Origin of the sequence: Actinoallomurus spadix, from assembly GCF_024055725.1 — a bacterium.
GTDB classification, from domain to species: Bacteria; Actinomycetota; Actinomycetes; order Streptosporangiales; family Streptosporangiaceae; genus Actinoallomurus; species Actinoallomurus spadix.
Genome location: NZ_JAMXMX010000003.1, coordinates 220108 through 234736, shown reverse-complemented (window position 1 = coordinate 234736; position 14629 = coordinate 220108). Strand labels below are relative to the sequence as shown.

At 71.9% G+C, this 14629-nt stretch carries 14 protein-coding genes; 7 read left to right on the top strand and 7 right to left on the bottom strand.

Annotated elements, in window-relative coordinates; all coding sequences use genetic code 11:
• Position 1: 1 nt before the first annotated feature.
• A complete protein-coding gene (locus NE235_RS05230) occupies positions 2 to 1402 on the bottom strand; it encodes an amino acid permease (RefSeq protein ID WP_252799783.1) in 1401 nt (466 codons plus the stop codon).
• Between the two features lie 386 nt (positions 1403 to 1788).
• Here NE235_RS05230 and dnaE point away from each other — a divergent pair, with 386 nt between their 5' ends.
• Positions 1789 to 5313 carry a DNA polymerase III subunit alpha gene (dnaE, locus tag NE235_RS05225; protein WP_252799782.1) on the top strand — a complete coding sequence of 1175 codons (3525 nt, stop codon included), beginning with the start codon at positions 1789 to 1791 and terminating at the stop codon, positions 5311 to 5313.
• 21 nt (positions 5314 to 5334) lie between these two features.
• Here the strand turns inward: dnaE and NE235_RS05220 are convergent, their stop codons facing one another.
• Positions 5335 to 6726, bottom strand: a complete 1392-nt coding sequence (locus tag NE235_RS05220; RefSeq protein WP_252799781.1) for an FAD-binding oxidoreductase — start codon at positions 6724 to 6726, stop codon at positions 5335 to 5337.
• A gap of 226 nt (positions 6727 to 6952) precedes the next feature.
• Here NE235_RS05220 and NE235_RS05215 point away from each other — a divergent pair, with 226 nt between their 5' ends.
• Both NE235_RS05215 and NE235_RS05210 read left to right on the top strand, forming a co-directional pair.
• A complete protein-coding gene (locus NE235_RS05215) occupies positions 6953 to 8167 on the top strand; it encodes a sensor histidine kinase (protein WP_252799780.1) in 1215 nt (404 codons plus the stop codon).
• On the top strand, positions 8164 to 8850 hold the full coding sequence (locus tag NE235_RS05210; RefSeq protein WP_252799779.1) for a response regulator: 687 nt from the start codon (positions 8164 to 8166) through the stop codon (positions 8848 to 8850). Before NE235_RS05215 ends, NE235_RS05210 begins: the two co-directional genes overlap by 4 nt.
• A 134-nt stretch (positions 8851 to 8984) precedes the next feature.
• Here the strand turns inward: NE235_RS05210 and NE235_RS05205 are convergent, their stop codons facing one another.
• Together NE235_RS05205 and NE235_RS05200 are read right to left on the bottom strand one after the other, a co-directional pair.
• Entirely contained in the window at positions 8985 to 9191 is a 207-nt protein-coding gene (locus NE235_RS05205; RefSeq protein ID WP_079313442.1) for a 4-oxalocrotonate tautomerase family protein, read from the bottom strand.
• 29 nt (positions 9192 to 9220) lie between these two features.
• Positions 9221 to 10123 (bottom strand): SDR family oxidoreductase, encoded by a 903-nt coding sequence (locus NE235_RS05200; protein ID WP_252799778.1) that lies wholly within the window; start codon positions 10121 to 10123, stop codon positions 9221 to 9223.
• Positions 10124 to 10234: 111 nt separating this feature from the next.
• Here NE235_RS05200 and NE235_RS05195 point away from each other — a divergent pair, with 111 nt between their 5' ends.
• Both NE235_RS05195 and NE235_RS05190 read left to right on the top strand, forming a co-directional pair.
• Positions 10235 to 10945 (top strand): TetR/AcrR family transcriptional regulator, encoded by a 711-nt coding sequence (locus NE235_RS05195; RefSeq protein ID WP_252799777.1) that lies wholly within the window; start codon positions 10235 to 10237, stop codon positions 10943 to 10945.
• 65 nt (positions 10946 to 11010) lie between these two features.
• Positions 11011 to 11646: a GOLPH3/VPS74 family protein gene (locus NE235_RS05190; protein WP_252799776.1), complete on the top strand. Its 636-nt coding sequence runs from the start codon at positions 11011 to 11013 to the stop codon at positions 11644 to 11646.
• 7 nt (positions 11647 to 11653) lie between these two features.
• Here the strand turns inward: NE235_RS05190 and NE235_RS05185 are convergent, their stop codons facing one another.
• Positions 11654 to 12340: a DUF6882 domain-containing protein gene (locus NE235_RS05185; RefSeq protein WP_252799775.1), complete on the bottom strand. Its 687-nt coding sequence runs from the start codon at positions 12338 to 12340 to the stop codon at positions 11654 to 11656.
• Positions 12341 to 12442: 102 nt separating this feature from the next.
• On the opposite strand from NE235_RS05185, the gene NE235_RS05180 reads away from it, so the two are divergent.
• On the top strand, positions 12443 to 13054 hold the full coding sequence (locus NE235_RS05180) for a hypothetical protein (protein WP_252799774.1): 612 nt from the start codon (positions 12443 to 12445) through the stop codon (positions 13052 to 13054).
• Here NE235_RS05180 and ybaK read toward each other — a convergent pair.
• Together ybaK and NE235_RS05170 are read right to left on the bottom strand one after the other, a co-directional pair.
• Positions 12938 to 13435: a Cys-tRNA(Pro) deacylase gene (gene ybaK / locus NE235_RS05175; RefSeq protein ID WP_252799773.1), complete on the bottom strand. Its 498-nt coding sequence runs from the start codon at positions 13433 to 13435 to the stop codon at positions 12938 to 12940. The genes NE235_RS05180 and ybaK overlap by 117 nt on opposite strands.
• Before the next feature lie 60 nt (positions 13436 to 13495).
• Positions 13496 to 14158: an LON peptidase substrate-binding domain-containing protein gene (locus NE235_RS05170; RefSeq protein WP_252799772.1), complete on the bottom strand. Its 663-nt coding sequence runs from the start codon at positions 14156 to 14158 to the stop codon at positions 13496 to 13498.
• 257 nt (positions 14159 to 14415) lie between these two features.
• On the opposite strand from NE235_RS05170, the gene NE235_RS05165 reads away from it, so the two are divergent.
• Positions 14416 to 14589, top strand: coding sequence for a hypothetical protein (locus tag NE235_RS05165; protein ID WP_252799771.1), 174 nt, complete (start codon positions 14416 to 14418; stop codon positions 14587 to 14589).
• The last annotated feature ends 40 nt before the right edge of the window (positions 14590 to 14629 follow it).

Sequence of the window (14629 nt, the reverse complement as noted above, 5' to 3'; positions counted from 1 at the left end):
GTCAGGGGTTTCGGCGGTCGCGGATGACGCGCCAGCCGGCGAACAGCACGACGGCCACGCCGGGGATGCACCAGAAGGCGATCTTGTTGGCGGTGTCCGCGAAGGCCATCAGGACGACGACCAGGACGAGGAAGCCGAGCGTGACCCAGTTCGACGCCGGCGCCCACGGCATGCGGAAGGGCGGGCGCTCGATCTCGCCGCTGTTCGCGCGGGCGCGGAGCCGGAGCTGGCAGTAGATCAGGGTCGCCCACACGGCGACGACGCCGAGGGAGGCGATCGAGGTGGCGATGTCGAAGGCCATCTTCGGCACGACGTAGTTCAGGACCACGCCGAGGAGCAGCACGATCGAGGTGAACAGGATCCCGCCGTACGGCACGTGCCGCCCGCTCATCCGCCCCACGAAGGCAGGCGCCTCGCCCTTGACGGCCAGGGCCCGCATGACGCGGCCGGTGGAGTACAGGCCGGAGTTGCAGGACGACAGGGCGGCGGTGAGCACGACCGCGTTCATGATGTCGCCGGCGCCGGGGACGCCGAGCCGGGAGAACACCGTGACGAACGGGCTCTCGCCCGCGCTGTAGACCGTCCAGGGCAGGATCATGGTCAGCAGCAGGACCGAGCCGACGTAGAAGATGCCGATCCGCCAGATGACGCTGCCGATCGCGCCGGGCAGCACCTTGCGAGGGTTCTCGGTCTCGCCGGCGGCGATGCCGACCATCTCGATGCCCGAGTAGGCGAACACGACCGCCTGCAGGCTCATCAGGGCGATGGGCACGCCGTGCGGCAGGAAGCCGCCGTGCGAGGTGAGGTTGGAGACGCCCGCGTGGCCGTCGTGGCCGATGCCGGCGCCGGTGAGGACCAGCCCCAGGCCCACGAAGAGGAAGACGACGATGGCCAGCACCTTGATCACGGCGAACCAGAACTCCAGCTCGCCGAAGAGCCGTACCGACAGGAGGTTCACGGCCAGGAGCACGGCGAGGGCGACCAGGGCCGTGACCCACTGGGGTACCTGCGGTAGCCACTTGTGCACGTAGATGCCGGCGGCGGTGGTCTCGGCCACCCCGGTCATCGCCCAGTTCAGCCAGTACAGCCAGCCGCTGGCGAAGCCGGCCCACGGGCCGATGAACTCACGGGCGTAGGTGACGAAGCTGCCCGCGCTGGGCCGGTGCAGGACCAGCTCGCCGAGCGCCCGCATGACGAAGAACGCAGCGATGCCGCAGACGGCGTACGAGAGGACGAGGCCGGGTCCGGCCGCCGCCAGCCTCCCGCCGGCTCCGAGGAACAGCCCGACGCCGATCGCCCCGCCGATGGCGATCATCCGTACCTGGCGGTTGCCGAGGGACTGGGCGTAACCGGCGTCTTCGTTGCCGGGCGCGGTGCCCTGGTGTTCCAGTGCTGTGGACACGCAGCCTCCGATTTCGACGGGTTTTCGCTCCCCCCGAAAACCGCTATACGGTCACTGACCTTACAAGACAGCGGAGTGTGATCGATCCGCGACGCGCGTACGGTCGATCCGCCGGCCGAGATGCGGTACACCCTGGTAGGTGAGGTGGGCGCCACCGTCCGGACCGCCGGCCACGACCGGAGACGCCTCGCCTGGAGGAGAGGTATGGCCGACCGAAAACAGGTTTAAACCGGGCATCCGGAGTGTCGAGCCCCGGCGATCACTGTGGCACCGTTAGGCTCAGGGGACCCGGTCCCCGGCCGGTCTCTCACCCCAGACGACGACTTCCGACGCGGCGCGTGCTCCGGGCACGCGTGGCGTCGCATGCCTGAAGGAGGCGCAGCCGCATGAGTGACTCGTTCGTGCATCTGCATGTGCACACCGAGTACTCCATGCTGGACGGGGCGGCCCGTCTCAAGGAGATGTTCGCCGAGGTCGAGCGGCAGAAGATGCCGGCCATCGCGATGACCGACCACGGCAACACCCACGGCGCCTACGACTTCTACAAGCAGGCCACCGCGGCCGGGGTGACCCCCATCGTCGGCATCGAGGCGTACGTCGCGCCGGCGTCCCGGTTCCACAAGGAGCCGGTGCGCTGGGGAGAGCCCAGCCAGAAGGGCGACGACGTCTCCGGTGGCGGCCACTACACCCACAAGACGATCTGGGCGCGCAACGCCGAGGGCCTGCACAACCTGTTCAAGCTGACCAGCCGGGCCTACACCGAGGGGTTCGTCCGCAAGTGGGCCCGGATGGACTTCGAGCTGCTGGCCGAGCACTCGGCCGGCCTCATGGCCACCACCGGCTGTCCCTCCGGGGAGGTCCAGACCCGGCTTCGCCTCGGCCACTTCGACAAGGCCCTGGAGGCCGCCGCCAGGTACCAGGAGCTCTTCGGCAAGGAGAACTACTTCCTGGAGCTGATGGACCACGGTCTCGACATCGAGCGCCGGGTCCGCGACGGCCTGATCGAGATCAGCAAGAGGCTGGGCATCCCGCCGGTCGTCACCAACGACTCCCACTACACGCGCGAGTCCGAGGCGTCCGCGCACGACGCGCTGCTGTGCATCCAGACCGGCAAGCAGCTGTCCGACCCGGGCCGCTTCAAGTTCGACGGGTCCGGCTACTACCTCAAGACCGCCGACGAGATGCGGGCGCTCGACACGTCCGATATCTGGGCCGAGGGCTGCCGCAACACCCTCCTCGTCGCCGAGCGCGTCGACTCCACCGGCATGTTCGAGTACCGCAACCTCATGCCGCGGTTCCCGGTGCCGGAGGGTGAGACCGAGGAGTCGTGGTTCCGCAAAGAGGTCTGGCGGGGCATGGAGCGGCGCTTCCCCGAGGGGATCGACGAGGAGCACCGCAAGCAGGCCGAGTACGAGATGGACGTCATCTGCCAGATGGGGTTCCCCTCCTACTTCCTCGTCGTCGCCGACTTCATCATGTGGTCCAAGAACAACGGGATCGCGGTCGGACCGGGCCGTGGCTCGGCCGCCGGCTCGCTCGTCGCGTACGCGATGGGCATCACCGACCTCGACCCGCTCCCGCACGGTCTGATCTTCGAGCGGTTCCTCAACCCCGACCGCGTGTCCATGCCCGATATCGACGTCGACTTCGACGAGCGTGGGCGCGCCGACGCGATCCGCTACGTCACCGAGAAGTGGGGCGCCGACAAGGTCTCCATGATCGCCACCTTCGGCACCATCAAGGCGAAGGCCGCGATCAAGGACGCGGGCCGCGTCCTCGGCTACCCGTACGCCCTCGGCGACCGCATCTCCAAGGCGTTCCCGCCCGCCGTCATGGGCAAGGACATCCCGCTGTCGGGCATCTTCGACGAGAAGCACCCGAGGTACGGCGAGGCCGGCGAGCTGCGCAAGCTGTACGAGGAAGAAGCCGACGTCAAGCAGATCATGGATCTGGCGCAGGGCCTGGAGGGCCTGATCCGCCAGACCGGCGTGCACGCCGCCGGTGTGATCATGTCGGCGGAGCCGCTGACCGACCACATCCCGATCATGCGCCGCGACTCGGACGGCGTCATCATCACGCAGTTCGACTACCCGACCTGCGAGACGCTCGGCCTGCTGAAGATGGACTTCCTGGGCCTGCGCAACCTGACGATCATGCAGGACGCGGTCAAGGCCATCAAGGCCAACAAGGGCGTCGAGCTGGACCTGCTGAAGCTGCCGCTCGACAACAAGAAGGCGTACGAGCTGCTGGCGCGCGGCGACACGCTCGGCATCTTCCAGCTGGACGGCGGCGGCATGCGCTCGCTGCTGCGGCTGATGCGCCCCGACAACTTCGAGGACATCTCCGCGGCCCTCGCGCTGTACCGCCCCGGCCCCATGGGCGCGAACTCCCACACCAACTACGCGTTGCGCAAGAACGGCCAGCAGCCGATCACGCCGATCCACCCGGAGCTGGAAGAGCCGCTCGAGGAGATCCTCAGCACGACCTACGGCCTGATCGTCTATCAGGAGCAGGTCATGGCCATCGCGCAGAAGGTCGCGGGGTACAGCCTCGGACAGGCGGACCTGCTCCGCCGCGCGATGGGCAAGAAGAAGAAGGCGGAGCTGGACAAGCAGTACGCCACCTTCGAGTCCGGCATGCAGGAGAAGGGCTTCTCCAAAGAGGCGATCAAGGCGCTGTGGGACATCCTGCTGCCCTTCTCCGACTACGCGTTCAACAAGGCGCACACCGCCGGATACGGCCTGGTCTCGTACTGGACCGCCTACCTCAAGGCCAACTACCCCGCCGAGTACATGGCGGCGCTGCTCACGTCGGTCAAGGACGACAAGGACAAGAGCGCCCTCTACCTCAACGAGTGCCGCCGCATGGGCATCAAGGTGCTCACGCCCGACGTCAACGAGTCCGACTCCGACTTCACCCCGAAGGGCGACACCGAGATCCTGTTCGGCCTGTCCGCGATCCGCAACGTCGGCGAGAACGTCGTCGACGCGATCGTCAAGGCCCGCACGGAGAAGGGCCGCTTCACCGACTTCCAGGACTTCCTGCGCAAGGTGCCGCCGCAGGTCTGCAACAAGCGGGTCGTCGAGTCGCTGATCAAGGCGGGCGCCTTCGACAGCCTGAACCACGAGCGCAAGAGCCTCGTCATGGTGCACGAGCAGGCCATCGACGCGATCATCGACATCAAGCGCAACGAGGCGATCGGGCAGGACTCACTGTTCGGCGGGGGCGAGGACGTGGTGGACACCACGTTCGACGTCGCCATCCCGGAGGGGGAGTGGGACAAGACCACCCTGCTCGCCTTCGAACGCGAGATGCTCGGCCTGTACGTCTCCGACCACCCGCTGCTCGGCATCGAGCACATCCTGTCGGCCAACGTCGACTGCTCGATCGCCGCGCTGACCGCCGACGAGCGGCCGGACGGCCAGATCGTCACCGTCGGCGGCCTGGTCTCGGGACTGCAGCGGAAGGTCACCAAGAAGGGCGACTCCTGGGCGCTCACCACCCTGGAGGACCTCGAGGGCGCCATCGAGCTGATGATCTTCCCGTCGGCGTACCAGCTGTGCTCCACGCTGCTCGCCGAGGACGCCATCCTCATCGTGAAGGCGCGCCTCGACAAGCGCGAGGACACGCCGAAGCTGATCGCGATGGAGGTCACCCAGCCGGACCTGACGGTCAGCGACGCGGGCCGGCCGCTCACCGTCTCGATGCCGGTGACCCGGGTGACCCCGCCGGTCGTCCAGGGCCTGAAGGAGGTGCTCGGCGCCCACCCGGGCCAGACCGAGGTCCACCTGCAGCTGCAGAACGGCCCGCGGACCACGGTCGTCCGCCTCGACGACAGGCTCCGGGTCACGGCCTCGCCGGCGCTGATGGGCGACCTTAAAGAGCTCCTCGGGCCCACCTGCCTGGTCTGAGCCCGCCGCCCGGCGCGCGCCTCAGAGCGGCGGGATGTGGTGGCCCGGGCGGAACACGTCATCGGCGTCCCAGGTCTTCTTGACCCGGGCCAGGCGCGCGTGATCCTCGGGCGTGTACGCCGTCGCGGTGCGGGCCGGGTCGCTCAGGAAGTTCAGGAACGATCCGCCGGTCGCGTACGGCCGTAGCCGTCGGGCGAGGCCGTCGACGCCCGCGTCGACCCGGGCGCGTACGCCCGGGTCGCCGTATCCGGGCCCGTACGGCGCGGTCGCGATCACCGAGAACGGCACGTCGCGGTGGCCCACCGGCCCGGCGTCCGGCGCCGGGCGGGCCATCGCCCCACCCCAGTGCCGGACCTCGACCGCCGGTCCCGGCGGGTCGCCGAACACCGCGTCCGGCAGCGCCCCGAGCACCGCGTCCGGCAGCTCACGGAACAGGTCGAGGTGCTGGCGGACCGCCATCGGAGGCGCCGAGGACCCGGCGATCGCCGTGCCCGCCTCCGCGAACGTCATCGCGCGGAACCCGTCCACCAGCGGCGCGCCCGCCGCGTCCAGCAGCGGTTCGAGCCGGCGCTCGGCCTGCTCGTACCCGCCCAGGTGGAACATCCGGATGCCGAGGACCGGCCGGCCGCGCACCGGCTCGGGCACGCCGGGGGCGTCCGGCATCCGCATCAGCAGGACGGCCGTGTTCAGCTCGTCCGGCTCACCGGCCGCCCACTCCCGGTAGCGGGCGAGCGTCCCCGCCGCGCGGCCGGCGTCGTACAGGGACACGCCCGCGTACACCCGCCCGACGTCGTACAGCCGGATCTCCAGCGCGGTGACCACGCCGAAGTTGCCGCCTCCGCCGCGCAGCGCCCAGAACAGGTCGGCGTGGTGATCGGCGTCCGCGGTGACGTGCTCGCCGTCGGCGGTCACCAGCTCGGCCCGGAGCAGGGAGTCGGCGGCGTAGCCGTACTTGCGGGACAGCCATCCGGTGCCGCCGCCCAGGGTGTAGCCGGTCACGCCGACGAACGGCGTGCCCGACAGCGGCGCCAGGCCGTACGGCGCGGCCGCGCCGACGACATCGGACCAGCGCGCGCCAGGGCCGACCCGGGCGACGCGCCGGTACGGGTCGACCCGTACGCCCGCCATCCGCCCCGTCGTGAGCAGCAGGCCGCCGGCGGGAGCGTACGTGCCGTGCCCCGTGGCCTGGACGGTGAGCGGCAGCCCGGAGTCGCGCGCGGCGAGGACCGCGGCCCGTACGTCGCCGGGGCCGGTCGCCTCGGCGACGACCGGCGGACGGTGCTCGACCAGGAGGTTCCAGCCCGACCGCGTCACGTCGTACGCGGCGTCGCCGGGCCGGTGCACCGGCCCGGCGAAGCCGTCGCGCAGCGTGCGCGCGACGCTTTCCGTGCCGACGGTCGTCGCTTGGGTCATCTGGTCACGCTCCCCGTGAGTACCGGCCGTCACCCGGTGTGACGGCGCTCCGTCCTGCCGACGTCACGATGCTCGCCGTGCCGGCGCCGCGGCGTCATCGGCCGGGGGACGGCAGTCGCGCTGCCCCGTTCGGCGCAGCGGAGGCCGGCGTACTCCGGTGGGAGTAGCGCGTGGCTCCGCTTCCGGGAGGAGCCGGAAAGGGCGGCCCGCGGTTTAGGCTGCCCGAATGGGGATCCAGCACCGGCTTCGCGGGCCCGTGCCCGACGTGGTCATCTCGACGGCCGTCGCCGCCATCGCGCTGATCGGCGCGGCCATCGCGCCGCCCGGGCGCACCGGGCTGGACGCGTTCGGCTACCTGCTCCTGCTGGCCGGGTCCGCCGCGCTGGTCATGCGCCGGCGCGCTCCGGCCGCCGTGCTGATGATCACGACCACGTGCGTGCTCGCCTACCTCGTCCGCGGCTACCCGGGCGTGGCCGCCGCAGAGCCGGTGATGGTCGCGCTGTTCACCGCGATGCGCGCCGGGCACCGGTTCGTCGTGTTCGTGCCCAAGGTCGCCCTCATCGTCGTCGTGATCACGGATCTGACGCTGCATCACGGGGAGCCGGTCAGGCAGGTCCTGCAGGACCGGTTCCTGCTGGCCGGGTGGCTGGTGGCCAGCGCCATGATGGGCGGCGCGTTCCGGCAGTGGGACGCCTACGTCCACGAGGCGCGGGAGCGGGCCGCGGAGGCCGAGCGGACCCGCGAGGAGGCGGCGTTGCGCCGCGCCGGCGAGGAACGCCTGCGGATCGCCCGTGAACTGCACGACTCGCTGACCCACAGCATCTCCATCGTGAAGGTGCAGGCCGGGGTGGCGATCCACCTCGCCCGCAAGCGCGGCGAGCCGGTGCCGGAGGCCCTGCTGGCCATCCAGGAGGCCAGCGGCGAGGCGATGCGGGAGCTGCGCGCCACGCTCGAGGTGCTGCGCGACGGCGAGCCCGCGGGGAGCGGTCTCGACCGGCTGCCGGACCTGGTGCGCCGGGCCCGGTCGGCGGGGCTGCCGGCCGACGTCACGGTCACCGGCCGGGCCCGCGACCTGCCGGTGGCGGTCGACCGCGCGGCGTACCGGATCGTCCAGGAGTCGCTGACGAACATCGCGCGGCACGCCGGCCCGGCCGCCGCCTCCGTCGAGATCCGGTACGGCGCGGACACGCTCACCGTGCGGGTCGACGACGACGGGTGCGCCGTGCCGGGGACCCCTGCCGAGCCGGGCGTGGGCCTGACCGGGATGCGTGAGCGCGTCACGGCGCTCGGCGGCCGGCTGCGCGCCGAGCCCCGCCCCGAGGGCGGCTTCACCGTCCAGGCCGAGTTCCCGATCGCCGGCGGGCCGGAGCCGGGCGGCCTGCCGGTCCCCGCCCCGGCCCCGGCCCTGGACCGCGCGGTCGCCGAGGAGGCGGCACTGTGATCCGTGTGCTGCTCGCCGACGACCAGGCGCTGATCCGCGCCGGGTTCCGCGCCCTGCTGCAGGCGGAGGACGACATCGAGGTGGTCGCCGAGGCCGCCGACGGGCGGGAGGCCGTCGAGCTCGCCGCCGCCCGCCTGCCCGATGTCGCCCTCGTCGATGTGCAGATGCCCGTCCTCGACGGGATCGCGGCGACCCGCCGGATCACCGCCGACGAACGGATGTCCGGCGTCCACGTCGTGATGCTGACCAACTACGGGCTCGACGAGTACGTCTTCGAGGCGCTGCGCGCGGGCGCGAGCGGCTTCCTCGTGAAGGACACCGAACCTGCCGACCTGCTGCACGGCGTCCGCGTCGCCGCCCGGGGCGACGCGCTGCTCGCCCCGGCGATCACCCGCCGGCTGATCCGGGAGTTCGTCTCCCGGCGCCCGCCCGCCTCCCCGAACGTGCTCGACGTCCTGACCAACCGGGAGCGCGAGGTGACCGCGCTGGTCGCCCGCGGGATGTCGAACGACGAGATCGCCGCGCACATGGTGATCAGCCCGACGACGGCCAAGACCCACGTGAGCCGGGCGATGACCAAGCTGCGCACCCGGGACCGCGCGCAACTGGTCGTCCTGGCCTACGAGTCGGGACTCGTGCGGGCCCGCGACGGCTCCGGGGAGCGGTGGGACTCCGCCCGCTGACACGCCGCGCCGCCCGAGCGCCGGCCGGGTCCGCCGGCCGGCGCTCGGGCGGCCGGGCCCGCGCGGCCGAGAGGCCGGCAGGCGGGCCGCCTCAGGGCCCGGACGGGCGCCGCCCGGCCCGGGCCCGGGCCGGTTCAGCTGCGGCCGAGCATCTCGGCGGTGAGGATGTTGCCGCCGAGGCCCCAGCCGCCGTCGGGGACCTCTTCGACGAGGACCAGGGTGGTCGCCCGGGCCCGCTCGCCGTACACGTCGGCGTAGGCGTCGGTGACGGCGTCGATGAGCTTCTTCTTGGACTCGGGCGTGAGGGTGTCGGCGGGAACCTTGAGGTTGGCGAACGGCATGGCGATCGTTCCTTTCCGATGGGTTTTCTTCAGAGTGAGGCGGTCGGGGACAGGAGGTCCTCGATGCCCACGCGGTGGTAGAACTCGGCGCGGATCCGGTCGGCGACGACGGAGACCACCTCGCTGCCGTCCCTGCTGGGATCGATGTGGGTGCGGAAGGGGCGGCGGCCGGGCGGGAGGCCGACGACGCGGACGATCTCGTCGGCGACCTCCTGGGCGTCGCTGCCCGGCGGAATGAGCCGGGCGAGCCGGTCGCCGAGGCTCGCGCGGAGCTCCCCGTACGCCTCGTGGTACTCCCTCTCCCGGTCCGCGTCGCCCGGGCCGCCGGCGTTGGCGAAGTGGTTCGTGCCCGAGGTGAAGGCGCCCGGGACGACGATGGAGGTCTCGATGCCGAACCGGATCAGCTCGGCGGCGTAACTCTCCGCGAGCGCGTCCATGGCGGCCTTGGCCGCGAAGTACGGGGCGAGGAACGGCGGGTGACCGCCGCGGGTGGAGGAGCTGCCCACCCACACCAGCAGTCCGGAGCCCTGCCCGCGCAGGTGCGGGAGGACGGCCCGGTTGACCCGCTGGGTGCCGAGGACGTTGACGTCGTAGAGCGCGGCGAGCTGGTCGGGGGTGAACGCCTCGGCGGGGCCGAGGACCATGTGCCCCGCGTTGTGGACGACGACGTCCAGACGTCCGTGCCGGCCGAGGACGGTGTCGACGGCCTGGTCGGCCGACTCCTGCGACTGCACGTCCAGCTCGACCGCCGACAGGGCGAGGTCCTCGTCGTGCGCGAGGCGGTCCAGGGCGGCGACCGCAGGTGCGTTACGGCCGCCGGTCGCCCGCATCCCGGCGACGACGGCGTGCCCGGCGCGCGCCAGGGCGACGGACGTGAGCCGGCCGAACCCGCTCGAGGCGCCGGTGACGACGATGATCCGCTGATCACTCATGATGGCGACTCCCTTGGCTATCGCCGATAGGCAACTTCCGTATCGACGTTATGGTGGCACGCTAGCACGGATCTCGTAACGACGCTAGCGGGTGGTCGTATCATTGATTCCATGACGGACACGGAGGCGCTTCGCGCGGCGATGATCGAGGCCGCGGAGCGGCAGCTGGCGGAATCCGCGGACCACGACATCGCCACGCGGGCGGTCTGCGAGGCGGTCGGCGTGACCCAGCCCGTCCTCTACCGGCTGTTCGGCGACAAGCGGGGGCTGCTCGACGCCGTCGCCGACCACGGCTACGAGCGGTACGCCGCGCTCAAGGCCGCCGAGGAACAGACGGACGACCCGGTGGCGGACCTGCGCGCGGGCTGGGACAACCACATGAGGTTCGCCCGGGACAACCCGGCCCTCTACCAGCTGATGTTCACGCCCCGGCCGTGGTCCCACTCGACGGCTCGCGACCGCGTGTTCGACCTCCTCGTTGCGGCGCTCATGCGCTGCGCGGCGACGGGCGCGCTCACGCTCGAACCGCGGACGGCCGCCCGGCTGATCCTGTCCGCGAACATCGGTCTCGCCCTCAACCACATCGCCGACCCGGCCCTCTTCGGCGATCCCACGCTGTCCCACCGCATGCGCGACACCGTCTTCGCGCGGGTGCTCACCGAGACGACGGCGCGCGAGGAGGCCGACCCCCTCCACGCCGCCGCCCTCCGCCTGCGCGCGCAGCTCGAACTCGCCGGCACCGACGCCCTAGAGCCGGTCGAGACCGCGCTGCTCCTGCACTGGCTCGAGCGCATCACTCGGCCGGACGGGACGGCGGGTTAGAGCGAGGTAAAACGCTTCGCCTGTTGTTCACCGAGGCGTCGCGTCCGCGGCCTACAGTGCCGAACGTGCCTGAGACGCTGGCCGAGGAGCTGCTGCTCCTCGCCTATGACCTGCGCGGAAAGTGCCGTATCGGCCCGGTCGAGCTCGACTGCGGGGTCGGCGGCGCGATGCTGTCGGAGCTGAGGCTCGCCGGCCGGCTCCACCTCGACGGCACGGTGCTGGCCGTCGCCGACGCCGACCCCGTCGGTGACCCGCTCCTCGACGGCCTCCTCGCCGACGTCGCGGCCTCGCCCCGCGGCCGGACGCCCCAGGAGTGGGTGACCCGGCTGCGCGCGACCGACCACCAGCGGCGGCTGCTGGCGCGGCTGGCCGACCACGGCCAGATCGCCGTCGACCGTCACCGGCTCCACCGGACCCTCGGCGTCCTCGTCGAGACCCGCCACCCCGTCCGCGACATCGTGGGGCTGTGGGACGCCCAGCAGCGCGTGGTCGCGGCCGTCACGACGACCGCCCCCGCCGACGCCCGTACCCGCGCCCTCGGCGCGCTCGTGGCGGCCACCGGGCTGAGCAAGCCGGTGTTCGCCACGTCGGGGAACTGGCGCGTACTCCGCGACCGGATGCGCGCGATGACCGAGGACGACTGGATCGCCGGGGCCGTACGCCGCGCCCTCGCCGCGGAGCTCGGGAGCGTCTCCGCCTGAGCTCCGGTCAGCGGCCGGAAACGGTCATCGACAGGTCGGTCAGCCGGTCCCGGTCGTCGAACCGCGCGGCGCAGGAGCCGCCGTCCGGGAGCTTCGCGACGATCGACGTCTCGGTCTGCCGGTACGGCAGCCGGTGCCGGCTGAAGAACCGCATCACCGTGAGCCGGTGATCGGCCGGGAACAGGGAGAGGCCCCCGGTGATCAGGCGGGGCGCCGTGACGGGGTCCCACACGGCGCCGGGTACGGCCGGGTCCCGGACGGCGAAGTAGGCGACACCGCCGTCGTACGGGCCGGGGATCGTCCCGCTGAGGCCGAGAAGGCCGTTGGTGACCAGGGCGACGAGTTCGCCGCCGTTCCGGGCCGGTCCGTCGTACCAGGCCAGATCCAGTTCGGACGTCGTCATCTCGGGCACGCCGAGCCGGGAGCCCATGGGGCGCGGATCCAGCACCGCCGGGTGCCCCGGGCCGAACTGCGGATTGGCCCAGCCCCACAGCCAGCTGCGGTCGTTCTCGGCGAAGCTTCCGATCAGGGCGACGTGCAACGTGACGTCGCCCCGCGTGTACGTGCCGGCCGCCAGATCCGTCGTCCAGTCGCCGCTCGCCGGCAGGACGTTCGCCAGAACCTCCTGCTGCTGCGCGGCGACCGCCGCGTACGCGGCGCCGAGCCGTTCGAACGCTGGGCTGAATCCAGACATGCCGGGCACACTATCTCAGAAGATCGACGTAGCGGAGCAGGCCGGGAGGCGTCCAGGTTAAGGCGCTACGCTGCCTTGTTCACCGACGCCGGGGGAGGGCGAGTGGCGAGCCGGATACGCATCGGACTGCTTGCGGCACTTGCGATCACCGTGCTGGGAGTGCCGATCGGGCTCTTGTGGGTCGCGATCGCGCCCCGGACGGTCTACCTGGTCTCGGGCGGCAAGGGAGTCCTCGCCGACCCGGAGAGCCAGACGCTGATCGCGGCGGACGGCTGGTTCGCCGTGCTGACCGCCGCCGCGGGCCTGCTCTGCGGCCTCACCGCCTACCTGCTGGCGGGGCGGTGGGGAGAGCCGGGCCTGCTCGCGGGGATCGCGGCGGGCGGTGCCGCGGCGGCGGTCGTCGCCTGGCGGCTGGGCCACCTCTTCGGCGCGAGCGCCTACGACCACGCGCTGCGGACCGCGGGCGACGGAGCGCGGGCCGGCGCTCCGCTCGGCCTGCACGCCTACGGAGTGCTCCTCGCCTGGCCGCTCATCGCGGTGGTGGCGTTCGGCCTGCTGGAGGCCCTGGACGTGGCGAACCGGGAGTCGCGCGGGCGGCTAGCCGCGGGCGATGCCGGCGGTCGAAGCCCCGGTGAGGCGGACCAGGTCGGCGGGGGAGAGCTCGATCTGCAGGCCGCGCCGACCGGCCGAGACGTAGATGGTCGGGAACCGTGACGCGGAGGAGTCGACGACCGTCGGCAGCCGCTTGCGCTGGCCGAGGGGGCTGATGCCGCCGCGGACGTAACCGGTGACGCGCTCGGCGTGCGCCGGGTCGGCCATGGCGGCGCGCTTGCCCCCCGCGGCGGCGGCCAGGGCCTTGAGGTCCAGCGAGGACGACACCGGCACGACCGCGACGGTGAGGTCGCCGTCGACCTCGGTCACCAGGGTCTTGAACAGCCGGTCGTGGGCCACCCCGAGGGCGTCCGCGGCGGCCTCGCCGTAGGAGTCCGCGTCCGTATCGACCTCGTACGGGTGCAGGGTGAAGTCGATTCCGGCGCGGGTCGCCGACACGGTGGCGGGCGTGCCCTTGCCGCCCGATCGCCGATTCGATGCCACGGGTGTTGTCTTCCTTCCGGGTCGGTCGGGTCGAGGCCGGCCGGTCGGAGCCGGCGGTGGTCAGTTGGGGCTGACGGTGCCGCCGAGGAACTCCGACGCCGGCACGGTGGGGAGCGCCTCCAGCAGGACGTTCTCCCGGCGCAACAGGTCGTACTCCAGGTGGAGCCGGGTGGCGGCGTCCTCGGCCTGCAGCAACCGCTGTTTGTCGTGGCGGTCCAGGACCATCGCGGCGGCGATCACGTAGGACAACCGCACCGGCTCCTCGGGGAGGTCGCCGAACTCGGCCACCTCGGCGCCGTGGTCGGACAGCCGGTCGCAGTAGCGGTGGAAGAGCCGGGTCACCGGCCCGCTGATCGTGTCGGCGCCCGGGCCGTTCTCCTCGGGCAGCATCGTGACGTCGGCGCGGAGGTAGCTCAGCGAGTCGTCGACGTCCTCGATCCGGAATCGTGTGCCGCCGCTCGTGACGACGTCGTAGCGGCCGTCGTCGTGCCGCTGGATCCCGCGCAGCTCCGCGGTGCAGCCGACCGCGGCGAGCCGGCGCGCGGCGCCGGGGCCCACCTCGTGGCCGAGCTCGATGGAGACGACGCCGAACCGGAAGGGCTCCTCGCCCTCCAAGAGGTCGCGCATGAGGTCGAGGTACCGCTCCTCGAAGATCTTGAGGGGCAGCACCAGCCCCGGGAACAGCACGGCTCCCAGCGGAAAGATCGGCAGCCGTTCGGTCACGGCGTTCAGCGTACGACGTCCGGGCGGTCGCCGTCGCCCGCCTTTTTTGTGATCTACAACGTAAAGGCGGTGGCCGTGTGTGGTCAGGGATCACCGTGGAGGTCGCCGACCGGACGGTGTGACCGTAGTCACCTTGGACTAGATCGCGTCAACCGGCACACACCACCATGAGCTGCGGAGTTACGGTCGGACGACCGCGCGGCCCGCCGCCGCGGTACGGCGGTACCTCCCGCCGGCTTGGTCGTCCGGAGGCCCGTATGTGGCTGAACATGCTGTTCCTGACCATCGCCAGCCTGTGCGTCGGATTCATCCTCGGGTGGATCGTCGCCCGCCCCCGCCGCTGGGGCGGCTTCCCCACGGGCGGCCCCGCCGCCCCGGAGGGCCAGGGGAACCAGGAACAGTTCACCGGAGGCACGCGGCCGAGCGCCTGACACCTGACCGTGGCCCGTGCCGTCTCGCGCAGTGAAGTTC